This window comes from Thioclava nitratireducens (assembly GCF_001940525.2).
Classification (GTDB): Bacteria; Pseudomonadota; Alphaproteobacteria; order Rhodobacterales; family Rhodobacteraceae; genus Thioclava; species Thioclava nitratireducens.
The window spans coordinates 274027-292440 of sequence record NZ_CP019437.1; the positions used below are offsets into that span (position 1 = coordinate 274027).

General features: G+C 64.4%; 19 protein-coding genes. 12 read left to right on the forward strand and 7 right to left on the reverse strand.

The genetic code is table 11. The features are described 5' to 3' along the window. Positions 1-102: 102 nt before the first annotated feature. Positions 103-1188, reverse strand: coding sequence for a hypothetical protein (locus BMG03_RS01415; protein WP_075775221.1), 1086 nt, complete (start codon positions 1186-1188; stop codon positions 103-105). A 185-nt stretch (positions 1189-1373) separates the two neighbouring features. On the opposite strand from BMG03_RS01415, the gene ilvA reads away from it, so the two are divergent. Continuing rightward, complete coding sequence (gene ilvA / locus BMG03_RS01425) at positions 1374-2621, forward strand: threonine ammonia-lyase IlvA (RefSeq protein WP_075775456.1); 1248 nt, start codon at positions 1374-1376, stop codon at positions 2619-2621. A 205-nt stretch (positions 2622-2826) separates the two neighbouring features. On the opposite strand, the gene BMG03_RS01430 is transcribed toward ilvA, so the two are convergent. After that, positions 2827-3156: an Hpt domain-containing protein gene (locus BMG03_RS01430; RefSeq protein ID WP_075775220.1), complete on the reverse strand. Its 330-nt coding sequence runs from the start codon at positions 3154-3156 to the stop codon at positions 2827-2829. Between the two features lie 150 nt (positions 3157-3306). Between BMG03_RS01430 and BMG03_RS01435 the strand changes: the two genes are divergently transcribed. Beyond that, positions 3307-4629, forward strand: coding sequence for a fused response regulator/phosphatase (locus BMG03_RS01435; RefSeq protein ID WP_099049374.1), 1323 nt, complete (start codon positions 3307-3309; stop codon positions 4627-4629). A gap of 44 nt (positions 4630-4673) precedes the next feature. Here BMG03_RS01435 and BMG03_RS01440 read toward each other — a convergent pair whose 3' ends face one another. Beyond that, entirely contained in the window at positions 4674-5114 is a 441-nt protein-coding gene (locus BMG03_RS01440; protein ID WP_075775218.1) for an NUDIX domain-containing protein, read from the reverse strand. Between the two features lie 97 nt (positions 5115-5211). Between BMG03_RS01440 and hslO the strand changes: the two genes are divergently transcribed. The 6 genes from hslO to BMG03_RS01470 all read left to right on the forward strand — a co-directional run bounded on the left by hslO (position 5212) and on the right by BMG03_RS01470 (position 11655). Next, entirely contained in the window at positions 5212-6240 is a 1029-nt protein-coding gene (gene hslO / locus BMG03_RS01445) for an Hsp33 family molecular chaperone HslO (RefSeq protein ID WP_075775217.1), read from the forward strand. Beyond that, complete coding sequence (locus tag BMG03_RS01450; RefSeq protein ID WP_075775216.1) at positions 6233-6826, forward strand: CoA pyrophosphatase; 594 nt, start codon at positions 6233-6235, stop codon at positions 6824-6826. The genes hslO and BMG03_RS01450 overlap by 8 nt, the downstream gene beginning before the upstream one ends. After that, complete coding sequence (locus BMG03_RS01455) at positions 6823-7962, forward strand: CCA tRNA nucleotidyltransferase (protein WP_075775215.1); 1140 nt, start codon at positions 6823-6825, stop codon at positions 7960-7962. Before BMG03_RS01450 ends, BMG03_RS01455 begins: the two co-directional genes overlap by 4 nt. 43 nt (positions 7963-8005) lie before the next feature. Continuing rightward, positions 8006-9832: an ABC transporter ATP-binding protein gene (locus BMG03_RS01460; RefSeq protein ID WP_075775214.1), complete on the forward strand. Its 1827-nt coding sequence runs from the start codon at positions 8006-8008 to the stop codon at positions 9830-9832. A gap of 39 nt (positions 9833-9871) precedes the next feature. After that, positions 9872-11092 carry a class I SAM-dependent RNA methyltransferase gene (locus tag BMG03_RS01465; protein WP_077701042.1) on the forward strand — a complete coding sequence of 407 codons (1221 nt, stop codon included), beginning with the start codon at positions 9872-9874 and terminating at the stop codon, positions 11090-11092. Positions 11093-11154: 62 nt separating this feature from the next. Beyond that, positions 11155-11655: a L,D-transpeptidase family protein gene (locus BMG03_RS01470; protein WP_075775212.1), complete on the forward strand. Its 501-nt coding sequence runs from the start codon at positions 11155-11157 to the stop codon at positions 11653-11655. 65 nt (positions 11656-11720) lie between these two features. Here the strand turns inward: BMG03_RS01470 and dalA are convergent, their stop codons facing one another. Then, the gene (gene dalA, locus BMG03_RS01475; RefSeq protein WP_075775211.1) at positions 11721-12236 is read right to left on the reverse strand and encodes a divisome-associated lipoprotein DalA; all 516 of its coding nucleotides are present in this window, start codon (positions 12234-12236) and stop codon (positions 11721-11723) included. 168 nt (positions 12237-12404) lie between these two features. Here dalA and BMG03_RS01480 point away from each other — a divergent pair, with 168 nt between their 5' ends. Further along, on the forward strand, positions 12405-13010 hold the full coding sequence (locus BMG03_RS01480; protein ID WP_075775210.1) for a L,D-transpeptidase: 606 nt from the start codon (positions 12405-12407) through the stop codon (positions 13008-13010). Positions 13011-13082: 72 nt separating this feature from the next. Here the strand turns inward: BMG03_RS01480 and BMG03_RS01485 are convergent, their stop codons facing one another. Then, positions 13083-13376, reverse strand: coding sequence for a hypothetical protein (locus tag BMG03_RS01485; RefSeq protein ID WP_075775209.1), 294 nt, complete (start codon positions 13374-13376; stop codon positions 13083-13085). Between the two features lie 148 nt (positions 13377-13524). Continuing rightward, positions 13525-14580: a ferrochelatase gene (hemH, locus tag BMG03_RS01490; protein WP_075775208.1), complete on the reverse strand. Its 1056-nt coding sequence runs from the start codon at positions 14578-14580 to the stop codon at positions 13525-13527. Between the two features lie 113 nt (positions 14581-14693). On the opposite strand from hemH, the gene otsB reads away from it, so the two are divergent. Both otsB and BMG03_RS01500 read left to right on the forward strand, forming a co-directional pair. Continuing rightward, positions 14694-15443 (forward strand): trehalose-phosphatase, encoded by a 750-nt coding sequence (gene otsB, locus BMG03_RS01495; protein WP_077701043.1) that lies wholly within the window; start codon positions 14694-14696, stop codon positions 15441-15443. Between the two features lie 10 nt (positions 15444-15453). Further along, positions 15454-16800: an alpha,alpha-trehalose-phosphate synthase (UDP-forming) gene (locus BMG03_RS01500; protein WP_075775207.1), complete on the forward strand. Its 1347-nt coding sequence runs from the start codon at positions 15454-15456 to the stop codon at positions 16798-16800. Here the strand turns inward: BMG03_RS01500 and BMG03_RS01505 are convergent. Then, positions 16792-17628 (reverse strand): methyltransferase domain-containing protein, encoded by an 837-nt coding sequence (locus BMG03_RS01505; RefSeq protein WP_075775206.1) that lies wholly within the window; start codon positions 17626-17628, stop codon positions 16792-16794. The genes BMG03_RS01500 and BMG03_RS01505 overlap by 9 nt on opposite strands. On the opposite strand from BMG03_RS01505, the gene BMG03_RS01510 reads away from it, so the two are divergent. Then, positions 17627-18385, forward strand: coding sequence for a ComF family protein (locus tag BMG03_RS01510; RefSeq protein WP_244270979.1), 759 nt, complete (start codon positions 17627-17629; stop codon positions 18383-18385). The two genes, BMG03_RS01505 and BMG03_RS01510, sit on opposite strands and share 2 nt — an antisense overlap. Positions 18386-18414 lie beyond the last annotated feature (29 nt).

The window sequence follows — 18414 nt, forward strand, 5'->3', positions numbered from 1 at the left end:
GCATCTCCCGGTTTTCTTGTTCCGCGACGGAATAGAAGCTTTTTTTCCAATGAACAAGGGCCGCCCCGAAGGACGGCCCTTTCGCATTGGCTTTAAGCGAGATCAGCTCTCGGTGGACGGATCCACGAGCGGATCGGTGGTTTCCCCGGTCGCGGCGAGATCGCCTTCGACGGTGCCGTCCCCCGTCGTGCCGTCGCCGGTCGCCACATCGCCATCGGCGGGCGGCTCTGTCGTCGCGGTCTCCGGCGGGGGCAGGTCAAGCAGTTGGTGCAGATAGGCGAGCGCCTCGGGCGAAAGCTCGCGACCGTTCGAAGCGGCGAGAAGCGCATCGTTTTCGTTCGTAGCGGAGTTCGCGATCTCGGTTTCCAGATCGGTGACCTTCTGCTGCGCAGCGGCCAGATCGGCCTCATAGGTCGTCGCTGCCGCCAGTTCTTCCTCCAGCGGCGCGAGCTGCGCATCATAGCCCTCCGCCTCGGGGTTAAGCTCATCGATCGCTGCCTGGATATCCTCCACGCTGCGGACATCCTGCGATTCAAGTGCCGCCAGCGCATCCTGCGCGTCGGTCAGGTTCTGCTCGGCCTCGGCCGCAGCCAGAACCGTGTCGCGATAGGCTGCAATCCGACCCACCTGGCTGTTCGGCGAGGCGTTGGCGAGCGCTGTCGCGCTGGCATGGGCGGCATTCAGGCCTTTCAGCTCGGAGGCCAGCTCGCCGTGATTGCGCAGCTCATCCTCGCTCAGGCTCGGCTTGCCGTTCGGACGCGGCGACTCGTTGACCGCGTATTCGGTTGGGGTGGTCGAGCGTTTCTTCGTCGCGGTCGTACCGCGCGACGCCGTCTTCACGGTGGAGCGGCTGGTGTGTTGCGACTTGTTGTTAAGTTTGCCGGAGAAGAGATCGTCGAGGAATTTCGCCGGGCCGCCGCCATGCGTGGCAGCTTTGCCGGAATTGCCCGGGCTCGTGGGACGCCCGGCCGATGCGGATTTGCCCGCCGCGCCGGATTTGCCGCCCGCGTGGCCGTTGCCGCCCCCGTTGCCGCCGCCATGGCCACCGCCATTTCCGCCACCGTTCCCACCGCCATTGCCGTTCTTGGCAAACGCGGCATCCGCGCCGGTGAAATGGCTGGTCGCCACCGGGGCGACGACGAAGCTCGCCGCGACAAGGGCGACGATCGAAGTTTTTCTCAGGCGCATGCGGCCCTCCTATTTTTATTGCTCGCGACACGTTTTCAGCACGAATACCGTCGAAAGTGGGCAAAAAAGCGGCGGCCTTTGCAAAATGCGCAAAGCTTCGCCCAAAGCGCCCCCGGGTTGCGCGTAGTCCCGCCGAACGGCCTTCCCCCTTGCAAGAGCGGTGCAGCTTCGTCATGGCTTTCCTTATGAGTGAGTTCGCCCTTTCCGCCCAAGCCGCCACCCGCGCGCTGCGTGCGCTCTTCGAGCCGACGCCGCTGCAACTCAATGCGCATTTGTCGAAACGCTTCGAGGCGGAGGTCTGGCTCAAGCGCGAGGACCTGACGCCGGTGCGCTCCTACAAGATTCGCGGCGCCTTCACCGCCATGCGGAAATTGCGCGAACGCGACCCGTCGGCGGCGCATTTCGTCTGCGCGAGCGCCGGAAACCATGCGCAGGGCGTGGCCTTCGCCTGTCGGCATTTCGGGGTGAAAGGCACGATCTTCATGCCGGTCACGACGCCGCAGCAGAAGATCGACAAGACCAAGACCTTTGGTGGCGATGCGGTCGAGATCGTTCTGACCGGCGACTATTTCGACGACACGCTCGCCTCGGCGCAGGAATTTTGCCGCGACGCCGGAGCGCATTTCCTCGCCCCGTTCGACGATCCGGATGTGATCGAGGGACAGGCCTCGGTCGGGGTGGAGATCCTCGACCAACTGGGCGGCGCGCCGGATATGGTAATCCTGCCCGTGGGCGGCGGGGGCTTGGCCGCGGGCGTCACCGGCTATCTTCGCGCGACCGCCCCCGGGACGGAATTCCGCTTCGTCGAGCCCTTGGGCGGTGCGAGCCTGACCGCAGCGGTCAAGGCGCATGAGCCCGTGACGATTTCGCAGGTGAACAGTTTTGTCGACGGTGCCGCAGTCGCCCGGATCGGCGCGCGCCCCTTTGCGGAGCTTGGCTGGGTCACGCCCGAGCAAGTCCATCTTGCGCCGGAGGATCGCATTTGCATCACGATGCTCGAGATGCTCAATGTCGAAGGCGTCGTATTGGAACCCGCCGGCGCGATGTCGGTCGATATTCTCCCGGAACTGGCCGATACGATCCGCGGCAAGCGCGTGGTCTGCGTGACCTCGGGCGGCAATTTCGATTTCGAGCGGCTACCGGAAGTGCGCGAACGCGCCCAGCGCTATTCGGGCCTGAAGAAGTATTTCATCCTTCGCCTGCCGCAACGGCCCGGTGCCCTGAAGGATTTCCTTCAGATGCTTGGCCCCGACGACGACATCGCGCGCTTCGAATACCTGAAGAAGTCGGCGCGGAATTTCGGCTCGGTCCTGATCGGGATCGAGACCAAACGCGCCGAGAACTTCACAGAGCTCTTCGCTAAGCTCGACGCCGAGGGCTTCGTTTGGCGCGACATCACCGAAGACGAGACCTTGGCCGAATTTCTTATTTAACGCCTCCTTTCCGATAGGCCGCCCATCATATGGGGGCGTTAGATTTTCGTTGTCCTTGCACTGCGCCGCATTGATGCGTCCGCAGTTCGATAGTTACGGCCCCGCTTCGGTAGCCGAACCAATTTTCGAACTCTGGCCGTAACCACGCTTGTGATCTTCCGTTCTGCGCAATGCAGCGCTTGGCGCGATCTACCTGGCGCCTTACCTATGCGGCCGGGGTGAATTCCGATAGCCGCCCCATGAATTGCAGTTTGGACAAGCTGTAGGTCTCGCGGATCGCGCCCAGATCGACCTCCGCGGAGCGTCCGGCGGCCGCCATGCGCTCTCCTTTCTGACAGGCACCGCCGAAATCGCGAAAGCCGAGATTCCAGGCAGAGCCTTTCAGGAAATGCAGATCTTCTTCGACCCGATCGGGGCGCCCGCCAAGCGCCATCACGACGGCCTCGACCTCGTCGAGAAATAGATCCACGACCTCGGAAAAGCCCTCTGCGCCTATTTCAGAGCGCAATTCCTGTACCCGTTCCCAATCAATCATCGCGCCCTCCAGGCCAATCGATCCGACACCACCCGACGCTGACCATAGGGCCGCACCCTTTCGATTTTCTTAACGCCTGAGCCGGCCGGTTTTCACCGAATCTTAGGGTCTCTGCGGTTTCATTGGATGCAGAGGTTTCGGATGATGCAGATGGCGCAAAGACACGAGGTTCCCGTTGGCGCGAGCCGACCACCCTTGGCGGGCACGGCGCGGCACGTTCTGGTCGTGGACGACAGCCGGATGCAGCGCCGCATTCTGTCGGCGCAATTGTCGCGCTCCGGCTATCAGGTGAGCGAGGCTGAAAGTGCGGAAGAGGCAATCGCGATCTGCGCCCAGTGCGAGCCGGATATCGTGATCTCGGACTGGATGATGTCGGGGATGAGCGGCCCCGAATTCTGCCGTATCTTCCGCGACTTGCCGCGACGCAGCTACGGCTATTTCATCCTTCTGACCACCAAGGCCGAGAAGAAGGACGTCACGCGCGGTTTGGAAAGCGGGGCCGACGATTTCCTCTCGAAACCAGTCAACGGAGAGGAGCTTCGCGCAAGGCTCAGCGCGGGAACCCGCATCCTCAAGATGCAAGAGGAACTGACCGAGAAGAACCGACTGCTGCGCGCGGCGCAGGAGGTGATCGACCGCGACCTGCAGGAGGCACGCAAGCTACAGCAGAGCTTGGTGCGGGTACGTCACGCACAGTTCGAAGCGGCGGAGGTCTCGTTGCTCTTGCGACCGGCGGGCCATGTCGGCGGCGACCTCGTCGGGTACTTTCCGATCAACGAACGCCGGGTCGGCCTTTACGGCATCGACGTGTCGGGACATGGCATCACCTCGGCTCTGATGATGGCACGGATCGCGGGCTACTTCTCCGCCGCCACCCCCAGCCAGAACCTCGCAATCTACCGCAACGCACAGGGTGAATTGCGCGGCCGACGCCCGGCGGACCTTGCGCGACATCTCAACGAGCTCGTGCTGAGCGAGATGAACACCGAAACATATTTCACACTAATCTATGCCGATATCGACCTGCGCACCGGCAAGGCGGAGCTGGTGCAGGCCGGGCACCCCTATCCGGTCCTGCAACGGCGCAACGGTACGGTGGAGTTTCTCGGCGAGGGAGGACTACCGATTGGTCTGATCGAAGGCGCCACCTACGAAACCTTCACCGTTCAACTGACCCCGGGAGACAGGCTGGTTCTGGTTTCGGACGGAATCACCGAAGCCTGTGACCGAGACGGCGAGATGATCGATCAGACCCGACTGGCCCGGATGCTCCGCAAGTTTTCCGGGATAGCGGGCCCAGCGCTGCTGGATGCGATATATCGCGAAACCGAGCAGTTCGCCGAGGGCGAAATCGCGGACGATGTCTCGGCGGGCGTTCTGGAATTTCACGGCCCCGGCAGCACCGCGCGACGATCGGTGCTCGTTTCGGACAATGGCGAATGTGACCCGATTGCAGAAACGACAGGAGGATGAACCACCGCAACTAAGCTCCCACCGAATGAAACGACCCCTGCTTTTCAGCGGCGAAGCACCCGTCGGAAAAACGCGCGCTCGCCTTCATTTGCAAGCAAACCGAGCGCCTCCTCGGGATCGGCCCAATGCGCCGTATGAAACGGCTCCGGCGGGAGGCCGCGCTTCAACACCGGGCGCGCCAGCCAGATCGAACACAGCTTCTCCGCCCAGAACTCGTATTCGGGCATGTAGGTGAAACGCCGATAGGCCCCAACGCGGCGCAACCCGGTGATCGCCCAACCGGTCTCTTCGAAGACCTCACGGTGCAGCGCTTCGATCGGCCCCTCGCCCGGATCGATCCCGCCGCCCGGCAATTGAAACTCCGGCACGGGATGGGACTGATGGGTCAGAAGCACCCTGCCGTCGCGGATCAGGATCGCGTAGGCACCGGGGCGCAAACGATACCGCTGACCGGATTCCACCCGCTCTCCGAACCTCGCGATCATGTGCTCTCCCTTGGGTCTGCGGTTGCCGCGCCTATATTGGGGCTGTATGGCAGGCTCCGCGCTGCCCGAAAACCCCTCTGAGCCTCTCAGGAGCACCATGTCCAAGTTATCCCAAATCGCATGGGACGATACAGTTCTGCCGTTTCAGCTCGACCGCTCTGACATCCGCGGCCGGGTTGCCCGCCTCGACGGCGTGCTAGACACCGTCCTGTCGCAACATGATTACCCCCGCGCGGTCGAAATGCTGGTGGCCGAAGCCGCCCTTCTGACCGCGCTGATCGGCCAGACCGTCAAACTGCGCTGGAAGCTGTCGCTGCAAATCCGCGGCAACGGCCCGATCCGCATCATCGCCACCGACTACTACGCCCCCGAGAAGGAGGGCGCGCCCGCCCGCATCCGCGCATGGGCGAGTTTCGATGACGAGAAGCTCGATCCCAAGGCCGACCCGTTCGAACAGATCGGGCAGGGCTATTTCGCGATCCTGATCGATCAGGGCAAAGGCACGACCCCCTATCAGGGTATCACGCCGCTGACCGAGGGCTCGCTGCGCGCCTGCGCCGAGGCGTATTTCGCGCAATCCGAGCAGCTGCCCACGCGGTTCTCGCTGTCCTTCGGGCGCTCGATCCTGCCCGGTCAGGGCGAGAGCTGGCGCGCGGGCGGCGTGATGCTGCAGCATATGCCCCCAGCCTCGCCCTTCGCCGCCCAGGAAGGCTCGGGCGATCAGGGCCTACTGACCGCCGACGACATCCTCGATGGCGAGGAAGGCGAGAACTGGGCCCGCGCCAATATCCTGCTCGACACGGTCGAGGATATGGAACTGATCGGCCCGACCGTGCAGCCGACCGAGCTGCTGGTGCGCCTGTTCCACGAAGAGCGGCCGCGCGTCTTTGATCCGCAGCGGGTGGAGTTCGGCTGCACCTGCTCTGCTGACCGCGTGCGCCAGTCGCTCTCGATCTACTCGGCGCGCGACATCGCGCATATGACCACCGATGAGGGCACGGTTACCGCTGACTGCCAGTTCTGCGGCGCGCATTACATTTTCGATCCGCTGACGCTTGGCTTCGAGGCGCAGAAGAACCCCGACGGGTCGCTGCGCGAAGCGGGAGGCGAGGGAACGAATGAGTGATCCGCTCGCCCCGGTTCTGGACGCCTTGGCGCGACCGGGGCGGCCCTCTTCGGATTACGATCTGAACCCGGAAGTGATCCTGCCCGAGGGACGCAAGCTGCGGCCCGCGGGCGTTCTCGTTGCCTTCGATACGTTCGGGCCGGAGCCGCGTCTGCATCTGACGAAGCGCAGCTCGCATCTGCGCCACCATCCCGGCCAGATCGCCTTTCCCGGCGGCAAGGTGGATCCCGATGACGAAGGCCCGGTCGGCGCGGCGCTGCGCGAGGCGCAGGAAGAGATCGGCCTGCCTCTTGACCATGTCGAGGTGCTGGGCACGTTCGCTCCCCATGAGACGGTGACGTCCTTTCTGGTGACGCCGGTGCTCGCACGCATCCATACCCCGTTCGAGGTCATCCCCGAAGCGGGCGAAGTGGCCGAGGTGTTCACCGTGCCGCTGTCGCATATCACGCCCGAGAATTTCCGCGTCGAGTCGCGCCGGTGGCGCGGCACACGGCGCAGCTATTTCGTGGCGCCTTACGGGCCCTATTACATCTGGGGCGCCACCGCGCGTATATTGCGCTCATTGGCGGACCGGATGGCGGGATGAGACTGACCGGAGACTGGATCGAGGCAGAGCCGACCCAACGCGTGCTGAAGATGCTCGACGAGGGCGGGCATCAGGCGCTTCTGGTGGGCGGCTGCGTGCGCAACAGCGCCTTGGGCGCGCCGGTCAACGATATCGACATCGCCAGCGATGCCCGGCCCGAACGGGTGATCGAACTTGCGAAGGCGGCCGGGCTGAAGCCGGTGCCGACCGGGGTCGATCATGGCACGGTCACGGTGGTCGCCGACGGGCATCCGCATGAGGTCACCACCTTCCGCCGCGATGTGGAGACCCATGGGCGGCACGCCACGGTCGCGTTTTCCGACGACATCGCAGAGGACGCCGCGCGGCGCGATTTCACGATGAACGCGCTTTATGCGCGCTCAGACGGCACGGTTCTCGACCCGCTCGGCACGGGGCTGGAGGATCTGGCGGCGCGTCATGTGCGCTTCGTCGGCGAGGCCGAAGAACGTATCCGCGAGGATTACCTGCGTATCCTGCGCTTCTTCCGCTTTACCGCGTGGTATGGGCACGATCTCGACCCTGACGGGCTGGCCGCCTGTGCCGCGAATACCGCTGGAATAGAGACGCTTTCGCGCGAACGCCTTGGCGGCGAAATGCTCAAATTGCTGGCCGCACCCGATCCCGTTCACGCTGTGGCGGCGATGGCGCAATGCGGGGTTCTCACAGCCGTGCTGCCCGGCGCTGATGCGACCGCGCTCGGGCCGCTCGTGCATCTCGAAGATCGCCCCGCAGATCCGATCCGCAGGCTGGCAGCGATTGGCGGCGAGGACGTGGCCGAGCGGCTGCGTCTGTCGAAGAAGGACACACGGCAGCTCGAGGCCCTACGCGCCTCGCTGTCCGACAGCGACGACCCGGCTGTCCTCGGCTATCGGCTCGGCGCCGACACTGGGGCCGATGCGTTTTTGCTGCGCCATGCGCTGATGGGGCAGGAAATGCCGGAGGGCTGGCAAAACAGGGTCTATTTCGGCGCGAAACAGCAATTTCCGGTGCAAGCGCGGGATCTGATGCCCCCCTATGAGGGTAAGGCTCTGGGCGATACGCTGAAGACGCTCGAGGCGCGCTGGATCGACTCCGGTTTCACGCTGACGCGCGAGGATCTGCTCGCCGCGCTTTGAACCGCGCCGCAATCGACTATATCGGGAGAGGAAAGAGAGACCCATGTTCGATCCCTTCTCCCCCGCCGAAGGCGCCCCGCCGCGCCAGCTTGGCGCCTTCTTCCGCTGGTGCCTCAAGGGCAGCTGGGGCGCGATTGCCGTGGCCAGCTTCGGCACGACCATCGCCGGCGTGATGGAAGTCGTCTCGGCCTGGCTTCTGGGACAGGTGATCGACGCTGCACTGAACAGCGAACGGGCCGCAGTGATCGGGGCAAATGTCGGGCTTCTCGTCCTGTTCGTCGCGTTCTTCCTGCTGATCCGCCCTCTGACCTTCGGCATCAGTTCTGCCACCAACAACCTGCTGATCAGCCCCAACGTGATGCCGCTCGTGCTTTCGCGGCTGCATCGCTGGACGATGGGCCAGTCGGTCACCTTCTTCGACAACGACTTCGCCGGCCGCATCGCGCAAAAGCAGATGCAGACCGCCCGTGCGGTAACCGACACGGTCACCGAGATCATCAACACCGGCCTCTTCGCGCTGGCCTCAATCGTCGGCTCGCTGATCGTTCTGGCCCAGATCGACCGCTGGGGGGCCGTGGGCCTCGTATTCTGGACCTTCGGGCTCTACCTGATCATCCGCCTCTTCCTGCCGCATATCCGCGGACGCTCGCGTGAGCGGGCGTCCGCCCGGGCGATGGTGACGGGGCAGGTCGTCGACACGGTCACCAATATCAAGACGGTAAAGCTGTTCGCCCATGCCGAGCACGAGGATCGCGCGGCGCTAGAGGCAATGCAGAAGTTCCGCCAGAAAACCTATTCCTTCGGCATGGTTCAGAGCCTCTATCGCGTGGTGCAGATGGCCTATGCAGGGATCGTTCCGGTGATGCTGGTCGGCGGCGCGATCTGGCTCTGGTCACAGGGCGAGGCGACTGCGGGGGCCATCGCGACCTCAGGCGCCATCGCGATCCGGCTGTCGCAGATGTCGGGCTGGGTGAGCCAGGCGCTGATGTCCGTCTGGACCCATATCGGCGAGGCCGAAGACGGGATGCGGACGCTTGCCCATATGCATGACCTGACCGACGCGCCCGATGCCCGGACGTTGCGCCATGTCGAAGGCGAGATCCAGTTCGAAAATGTCGACTTCGCCTACGGCCGTCGCAGCGGCGGGATCGCGGATATCAACCTGACCATCGCGGATGGCGAGCGGATCGGGATCGTCGGGGCCTCGGGTGCAGGGAAATCGACGCTCGTTGCGTTGCTGCTAAGGCTCTATGACGCTGAAAAAGGGTCTATTCGGATCGACGGGCAAGATATTCGCGAGGTCACGCAGGAAAGCCTGCGCCGCAATATCGCGATGGTCACGCAGGAAACCGCGATGTTCAATCGCTCGGCGCGGGAGAACATCCTTTACGGCAAGCCCGACGCGACCGAGGAGGAGATGATCGCCGCCGCGAAACAGGCCGAGGCGGATCACTTCATCCGCGGCCTCGCCGATCACGAAGGCAATCGTGGCTACGACGCCAAGCTGGGCGAGCGTGGGGTGAAGCTGTCGGGCGGGCAGCGCCAGCGGATCGCCCTTGCGCGCGCCTTCCTGAAGAACGCGCCGATCCTTGTGCTGGACGAGGCGACCTCGGCACTCGACTCGGAAGTCGAGGCGCAAATCCAAACCGCGCTTCACCGGGTCATGGCGGGCAAGACTGTTCTGGCGATCGCGCACCGCCTCAGCACCATCGCCGAGATGGACCGGATCGTCGTGCTGGAGGAAGGGCGGATCGTCGAACAGGGCAGCCATGACGAATTGCTGGCGATGAACGGCCTCTACGCGCGCTACTGGGCGCGTCAGTCCGGGGGCTTCCTGACCTGCGACGACGCGGAGGATGCGGCGGAATAGGGTCTTTTCTGACCGACGCCACGCCGCTAGAGAATGCGCATGACCTATGAAATCGAGCGACTGTCCCTGCATGCCGACGGCGTGACCCATGCCCCCGAGGGGACCGTGCATGTCGCCATGGCGCTTCCCGGCGAAGTGGTCGAGGGCGAGGTGGTCGACGGCCGCATCGCTCAGCCGAAGATCGTGACGCCCTCGCCTGATCGCGTCAAGGCGCCTTGCCCGCATTACCGCTCCTGCGGGGCCTGCTCGATGCAGCACGCGTCGGAGGCGTTCACCGCAGAATGGAAAATGGACGTGGTACGTCAGGCGCTGACCGCGCGCGACCTGCCCGTGCCGGAGATGACCATCGCGACCTCGCCGCTGAATTCCCGCAGGCGGGCGACGCTGTCGGGGCGGCGCACCAAGAAAGGCACGCTGGTCGGCTTTCACGCCCGCGCCTCGGACACGGTCGTCGAGATTCCGAACTGCCTGATCCTGCGGCCCGAACTGCTGGCCGCGATACCGATGCTGCACGAGGCGACCGCGATCGCAGGCTCGCGCAAAGGCGAGATCGCTTTCACGCTGACGCTTTCGGAGGCAGGTCTGGAACTCGCGGCAGAGGGTGGTAAAGACCCTGATAGGGCCCAATTCGAGGATTTGTCGGGGCTGGCGCATCGCCACGATCTCGCACGGCTCAGCTGGAACGGGCAGATCATCGCGGGGCGGCGGCCGGCGATCCAGCAATTCGGCAAAGCCAAGGTCGTGCCGCCGCCGGGTGCTTTCCTGCAAGCCACCCATCACGGCGAAGCGGTGCTGACCGCCTTCGCCAAGGCGGCGATTGGCGATGCGAAAAAGGTGGCCGATCTCTTCGCGGGCTGCGGGACGTTCTCTCTGCCGCTGGCCGAGCTTGCCGAAGTGCATGCGGTCGAAGGAGTCGCAGCGATGACCGAAGCGCTCGATCAGGGCTGGCGTCAGTCGCAGGGCCTGCACCGGGTCTCCACCGAGGCGCGCGACCTGTTCCGCCGACCGCTTCTGCCGGACGAACTGGCGAAATTCGACGCGGTGTTGATCGATCCGCCGCGGGCGGGCGCGCAGGCCCAGATCGCCGAGATCGCGACCTCGAAGCTCAAGCGCCTCGTCCATGTCTCCTGCAATCCTGTGACCTTCGCGCGCGACGCCGAGACGCTGATCGCGGCGGGCTTCACGCTCGATAAACTACTGGTCGTGGATCAGTTCCGGTTTTCCGCTCATGTGGAGCTCGCGGCGCTTTTCACCCGCTAGATGCGAGGCCGAAAATCGGTTAGAAATGTGGCAAAACAGCAGCTTTCGAATACAGGCCGAACATGAATCGTCGAACCCTCCTCTTGGGCGGATGCGCCCTCGCAACGCTGGCCGCCTGCGGCGATTCCAGCAAATTCAAATCCTATAACGGCCCCGCCGTGACCCAGATCCAGCTCTTCAAGTCGCAGCGGATGATGTATCTGCTGCATGGCGACAAGGTGCTGGAAAGCTACAAGGTCGGCCTTGGCGGTGATCCTGTCGGACCGAAGCAATTCGAGGGTGACGGCAAGACGCCGGAAGGGCTCTATTACATCAACCGGCGCAATCCGAATTCTGCCTATTACCTGTCGATCGGCATCAGCTATCCGAACCCGCAGCAGGTGGCCTTCGCGGAGTCGCAGGGCAAGAAGCCGGGTGGCGACATCTTCATCCATGGCCGCGACGGCAAGAACAAGGGCAAGGGCCGAGACTGGACCGCTGGCTGCATTGCGGTGAAGGACAAGGAAATCCGCGACATCTACGCGATGGTCCGCGACGGAACGCCGATCTTCATCTTCCCCTGATTGCCCCCCGAAAATTACAAAGGGCCCCGCACGGGGCCCTTTTTTGCTTGCGGCGGGTCTTCGGCTCAGTTGCCCGTGACCATCGTCCACCAGATCTTGCCGGAGGGCTCCTGATACCACGAGAAGCCCATCTGGGTCGCCGCCGGGTTCAGGATCACGTCGCGCGTATCCGCGACCTTCATCCAAGCCGCGAGGGTCTCCATCTCGGTTTCGTAGGTCTCGGAGATATTCTCGCCCAGCACCTGCCCCGGATAGCCAGCACGCTGTGCCCGGGTCAGCGGCGAGGAGCCGTCGGAACCCCAGTGCCACGGGCGGTTCTGCGCGGCCATGTCCTTGGAATGCGCGAGTGCCGCCGTCGTCAGTGCGTCGTTCAGCACCAGCGGCGCGGCCCCGCGCGCCGAGCGCAGGCTGTTCACAGATTCCAGCACACGCTGCGGGATCACCGAGCGGTCACTCGCGGTGATGTTGTAGACTTTCGGCAGCGGCAGGCCATCGGGGCCAAGCTTCGGCTGCGTGTCGGTCGGCTGGCAAGCTGCCAGAGCCACAGTCGCAGAGATCGCAAATACGGTAGCGCGCAACATCTTTGGTCAGTCCCTCGTTAAACCGTCAATCCGCATTACACGCTTGTACTCAGCCGCGCAAACCCCTCTGTCGATTTGCGGGCCGATCCCCGCCAGTTTGATTTGCCGCGGCCGTGCGATCACATTATATTTATCGCAATCGTCCCCGTCGCGAACCCGGAGCCTGAGATGTCCCACACGCGCAAGCCCTTCGACCGCCGCGCCTTTCTCGGCGCCGCCGCCTGCCTTGGTGCGGGGCTCGCGCTGCCCGCCGGAGCGCAGACGCCCGATGCCGGGCAGGAGCAGTTCGAGACCACGGCCTTCACCAATCAGCGGCGCAATATCTCGAGCTTCCAGAACCGAGACTGGCAGTCCTATTTCTCGAATTTGCGCAACGGCGCGATCCTCGTCGACACCCATTCGCGGGCGCTGCATTACTGGTCGGAGGATCGCTCGATCTACCGGCTCTACCCGACCTCGGTGCCGGTCTCCGAGGAACTCACCCGGCGCGGCCGCACCGAGGTGATCCGCAAGGTGAAGGGGCCGAGCTGGGCGCCGACGCCTTCGATGAAGAAGCGCAATCCGGAATGGCCCGATTACGTGCCACCGGGTCCGGACAATCCGCTGGGCACCCACGCGCTTTACCTATCGTGGCGCTATTACCGCATCCACGGCACCCATGACACGCGCAAGATCGGCCGTAAAAGCTCGAACGGCTGCATCGGGCTTTACAACGAACATATCCAGGAGCTGTTCGGCTTCGCGAAGATCGGAACGCAGGTGCTGCTGATCTGAGGCGCGCCGCTCGACCGACACGGAAACCCCCGGCTCCGCGTAGGACCGGGGGCTATTCAATCTGCGTAGCGGTCAGTCGTGTCCACCCTCGGCGTGGGCGTGGTCGGACGCGCCGCCCGAGCCATCGCCCGAAGCATCGCCGGCTCCCGAACCGCTCGACAAGCCGTCGAGCTTGCCACGGGCGCTTTGCACCATGACGCCGAGCATCTCGTCTTCGCCGGGCGCGTCGACCGATTGCACGAGGTTTTCCTCGTGATTTTGCGAGTAAATCACGTCGTCTTCCGTCGCCCACGGATTTGCATGGCCGGCCCAGGACGCGCCAGCATGGAGAGCCGCCAGAGCGGCCAGTCCGATAGTCTTGATCATTCTCGTTCCTTTCTGCTCTGCGCGTCCCGATCGTTGCCGGTCCGCAGGATGCGCCTTCACGGCGATCCCTTTCCCCAACGTCAGGAACATATGGGAAGAGAGCCCCACTAATCTGTGAGACAGGTCGTCGCAGATTGCGAAAGTCGTATCAGTCCAGCCAACCGGCGAGGTTTTCCTGCACGACGTCCATCAGCGCCTTGATGTGCAGATCGTCGTCGTTGAGGCAGGGGACATAGGTGAATTTCTCGCCGCCTGCATGCTCGAACGCCTCGCGGATTTCGCCGTTGATCTCCTCGAGCGTCTCGATGCAATCCGCGCTGAAGGCGGGCGAGATCACCGCGATATTCTTCTTCCCGGCCTTCGCCAGTTCCGCCACATGCTCGACGGTGTAGGGCTTGAGCCATTCCTCGGGGCCGAAGACCGACTGGAAGGTGGTGTCGATCCCGTCCTTGTCCCAGCCGAGCCGTTCGCGCAGCAGGCGCGAGGTCTTTTGGCACTGACAGTGGTAGGGGTCGCCCTCCATCAGGTAGCGCTTGGGCATCCCGTGATAGGACGCGACCAGCACGTCGGGCTTTTCGTCCAGCGTCGCGTAGACCCGCTCCACCGATTGCGCGAGAGCGTCGATATAGGAGGGCCGGTCGAAATATTCAGGCGCGACGCGGGCGGCGGGCTGGCGCTTCTGTTTCATCAGCGCGCGGAAGAACTGGTCGTTCGCGGTGGCCGAGGTCGCACCCGCATATTGCGGATAAAGCGGCAGGAACAGGATCTTCTCGCAGCCTTGCTCGACCATCTTGTCGACCACCGACTGGGTCGAGGGGTTGCCGTAGCGCATGCAGTAATCGACGACGACTTCCTGCCCGTAGCGCGCCGAGACCGCATCGCGCAGCTTTGCGACCTGCTGCTTGGTAATCGTCATCAGCGGGCTTTCGTCGGCCTCGTTGTTCCAGATCGTTTTGTAGTTCGCGCCGGAGGTGAAAGGCCGCCGCGACAGGATGATCAGCTGCAGCAGCGGCTGCCACTTCCATGCCGGATAATCGATCACACGCCGGTCCGAGAGGAACTCGTTCAGGTAGCGGCGCATCGACCAGTAATCGGTATTGTCCGGGGTTCCGAGGTTGGCGACGAGCAGACCGATCTTCGCTTCCTTGACGGGCGGATGATCGGCGGGGGCGTGGGCAAGGCGCGGATTTGCGGCGTTGGTCATCGTGTCACTGTCCTGTCGTCAATTATCGCGGAACTTCCACCCGACTTAACGGGTTTCCCGATCTGTGCCAATGCGGCCTATTCAACCGGGACAGGATCACTTACGGTCTTCACATGGCAATGGATGACATGACCGGGAAAAAACCGGCACCGCCCGCGCTCGACCCGTCACGGGACGCGCTGTTCCTCGATTTCGACGGATGTCTCGTGGATATCGCGCCGCGCCCGGACGCGGTTATCGTGCCGCGCGATCTGCCCGGCATCCTGACCGAGCTGTCAGAGGCGCTCGACGGCGCGCTCGCGGTCGTCTCGGGGCGGTCGCTGCACGAACTGGAACGGTTTCTCGAGGGCTTCGAAGGCCTGATGGTCGGATCGCACGGCTCGGAGGCGCGCGGGATGGAGCCGCCGATGGCCGAGGCGCCGCAGCATCTGGGCGCAGTGAAAGAGGATCTGGCGGGCTTCGCGCAGGAGCATGATCTCATCTTCGAGGACAAGAGCCACGGCGCCGCGATCCATTTCCGCTCCAACCCCGCCAAGCAGGGTCAGGTCGAAGCCTTCACCGAGGCGCTGACCGAGCGCTATGACGGCTTCATGATCCAGCCCGCGAAGATGGCCGTCGAAATCCGCCCCCAGGGGTTCTCGAAGGACGGCGCCTTGGCGATCCTGTCCGACCTCGTGCAGTTCGACGGGCGCAAGCCGGTCTATGCGGGCGACGACACGACGGACGAGCCCGCGCTGGCCTGGGCCGAGGAACATGGCGGCTTCGGAATCAAGGTCGGCGACGGAGAGAGCGTCGCACGCTATCACCTCGCCGCACCGACGAATGTGCGCGACTGGCTGGCCGCCGCGTTGCGCGTTGAATGAGGAACGTCACATGGGTCGCCTGATCTGCATCTCGAACCGTATTCCGACCGGGGCCAATCCTTCGGGCGGGCTGGTCGTGGCGCTTGGCGACGTGCTGGAGGAGACCGGCGGCATCTGGATCGGCACCTCCGGCGAAATCGCGGAGAAACCCGCCGCGGAGCTACGCGAGATCGAGGGCGGGCCGTTCAGGCGCTACTGCTTCGATCTGACCCAGGAAGAGCAGGACAACTATTACGCGGGCTATTCCAATTCGGTCCTTTGGCCGCTGTTCCACGGGCGCGCCGATCTGATGGATATCCACCACCTCTATCTGGGCGTCTACAAGCAGGTGAATCGGCGGATCGCGAAGCTCGTGGCGCCGTTTCTCAAGCCCGACGACCGGATCTGGGTGCAGGATTACCACCTGCTGCCGCTGGCCTACGAGCTGCGCCTGATGGGCGCGACCAACCCGATCGGTTTCTTCCTTCACACGCCCTTCCCCGGGCCGACCGCGATGCAGGCGCTGCCCAACGGGCGCGAAGTCTGCCAGTGGATCGCGAATTACGACCTCGTGGGGCTGCAGGCAGAGCGCGACGTGCGGGCCTGCCTCCACTCGATGATCGAGATCGCCGGGGCTTCCGATCTGGGCGCGGGCTATGTGCATCTCTCGCCGCGCCAATGTCGGATCGCCGCCTTCCCGATTTCGATTGATGCGCGGGAATTCCAGGACCTGGCAGAGGCCGAGTTCGAGAACCTCCCCGCCGGGATCGTGAAGGATCATCGCCGGCTGGTGATAGGCGTCGACCGGCTGGATTATTCCAAGGGCGTTCCGCACCGCTTCCGTGCCTTCGGCGAATTTCTGGAGCGGCACGAGGATTGGCATCGCCACGTCTCGCTGCTGCAGATCTCACCGCCGACCCGCGAGGGCGTGCAGGCCTATGACGATATCCGCGAAGAGACCGAGCATCTCTCGGGCCGCATCAACGGCCAATTCGCAGACATCCAGTGGGTTCCGATCCGCTTCATCAACCGGGCGGTGCCGCGCGAGGTTCTGGCGGGGCTCTATCGCGCCTCGCATGTCGCGCTGGTGACGCCGCTGATGGACGGGATGAACCTCGTCGCGAAGGAGTTCATCGCAGCACAGAACCCCGACGATCCCGGCGTGCTGATGCTGTCGCAATTTGCCGGCGCGGCCGAGCAGATGGACGCGGCGCTGATGGTGAACCCGCACGACCCGGAACAGGTCGCGACCTCGATGCTGACTGCGCTGATGATGTCGCGCGGCGAGCGGCGGGAACGCTATCGGTCGCTGATGGAAGGGCTGACCACCTATGACGTGCATTGGTGGTCGAAGTCCTTCCTCGACGCGCTAGGCTGAGCCGGGCTTGTCGCCGCTCGGCCGCTCGGTCGTGCCAAGCGCATCGGCCAGCCTCTGCGCCGCCGACCCCGGCCGCAACGGTTTCTGCTGATCGGGATGCGGCTTCCAGCCGGTGAGCCAGACCATGTCGAAGGTCGCGCGCACCCGGCCATCGGGCTCCTGATAGGTCTCGATATAAAGACGCAACGCCTCGGTCAGCACATCGCGGCGCAGGAAGCGGCGATCACGGGCGGCGAGCGCATTGGTCTCGCCCATCGCGCGCAGGTCCGAAAGAAGGCGCAGCGGCGTCTCGTAGGTCACCTTGCGCGTCACCGCATCGGCAACCGGCAGCGCCAACCCGGCCCGCTGGATCAGCGCGCCGAGATCACGGATTTCGCCCATCGGCACGATCCGCGGGCTCAAGCCTCCGGTGATCGTGGCTTCTGCCTGCGCCAGCGCCGCGCGCAGCTCGTTGAGCGTCTGGCCGCCGAACATCACGCCGATGAACAGCCCGTCGGGTTTCAGCGCACGCGACGCCTGCACCAGCTGTCCGACCGGATCGTTCGCCCAATGCAGACACAGCGCGTGAACCACGAGATCATGCGCGCCTTCCTCGAGATCGAGCACATCCGTATCGGCCACCACCTTCGCGTCGGGAAGGATTTCGAGCCAAGGTTCGGGAAAAGCGGAGATCAGGGCCGGCTCCGTAAAGGTCCTGTTAACCTCTAGCAGTCTTTCCTCGAGCTCAGCCGCCGCGTCCTCGTGCAGGAACAGTTCGGGCGCGCGGGCGGCGCGTTTCCTGTGGCGCTCGAGCGCCTCGCGGTCGGTCAGAAGGGGCGGCGTATCCATGGCAGACACCCTTAACGAGGTTCGGGGCCGGATGCTAGCGGCGGGACGTCTGGGATTGCGCGCCCTCTTCCCGCCGCTCTGCATCGCCTGCGGCGACGCGGTGGGCACCGATTTTGGCCTCTGCAGCGCCTGCTGGTCGGACGCCACTTTCGCGCGCGGCACGGTCTGCGACGCCTGCGGTACGCCCCTGCCCGGGGAAAGCGAGACCGCCATCCTTTGCGACGACTGCCTCACCCATCCGCGCCCATGGGCGCAGGGCCGCACGGTGATGCATTACTCTGGCACCGGGCGCGATCTGGTACTGGCGCTGAAACATGGCGACCGGCTCGATCTGGTGCCGCCGCTGACCGACTGGATGGCACGCGCCGCCGCGCCGCTTCTGACACCCGACACGCTGATCGCGCCGATCCCGCTGCATCGGCTGCGACTGCTGCGACGACGCTACAACCAAGCGGCGGAACTCGCGCGCGCGCTTGCCCGGCGCACCGGGCACGCCTATTGCGCCGATCTCTTCACCCGCACCCGCGCCACCGCGAGCCAGAAAGGGAAAAGCCGCGAGGAGCGCCGCACCAATCTCGACGGTGCGATCACCGTCGCGCCGCGCCGCGCCGCGCTGCTGCAGGGGCGCCCGCTTCTCATCGTCGATGACGTGATGACTTCGGGGGCCACGCTTTCCGCTGCGACGGAGGCAGCGCAAAATGCCGGGGCAGAGCGGATCTGTGCTGTGACACTGGCACGCGTTGCGAAGGCGCCCTAAATCCCTATAGTCTCGCAGACCAAAGGGAA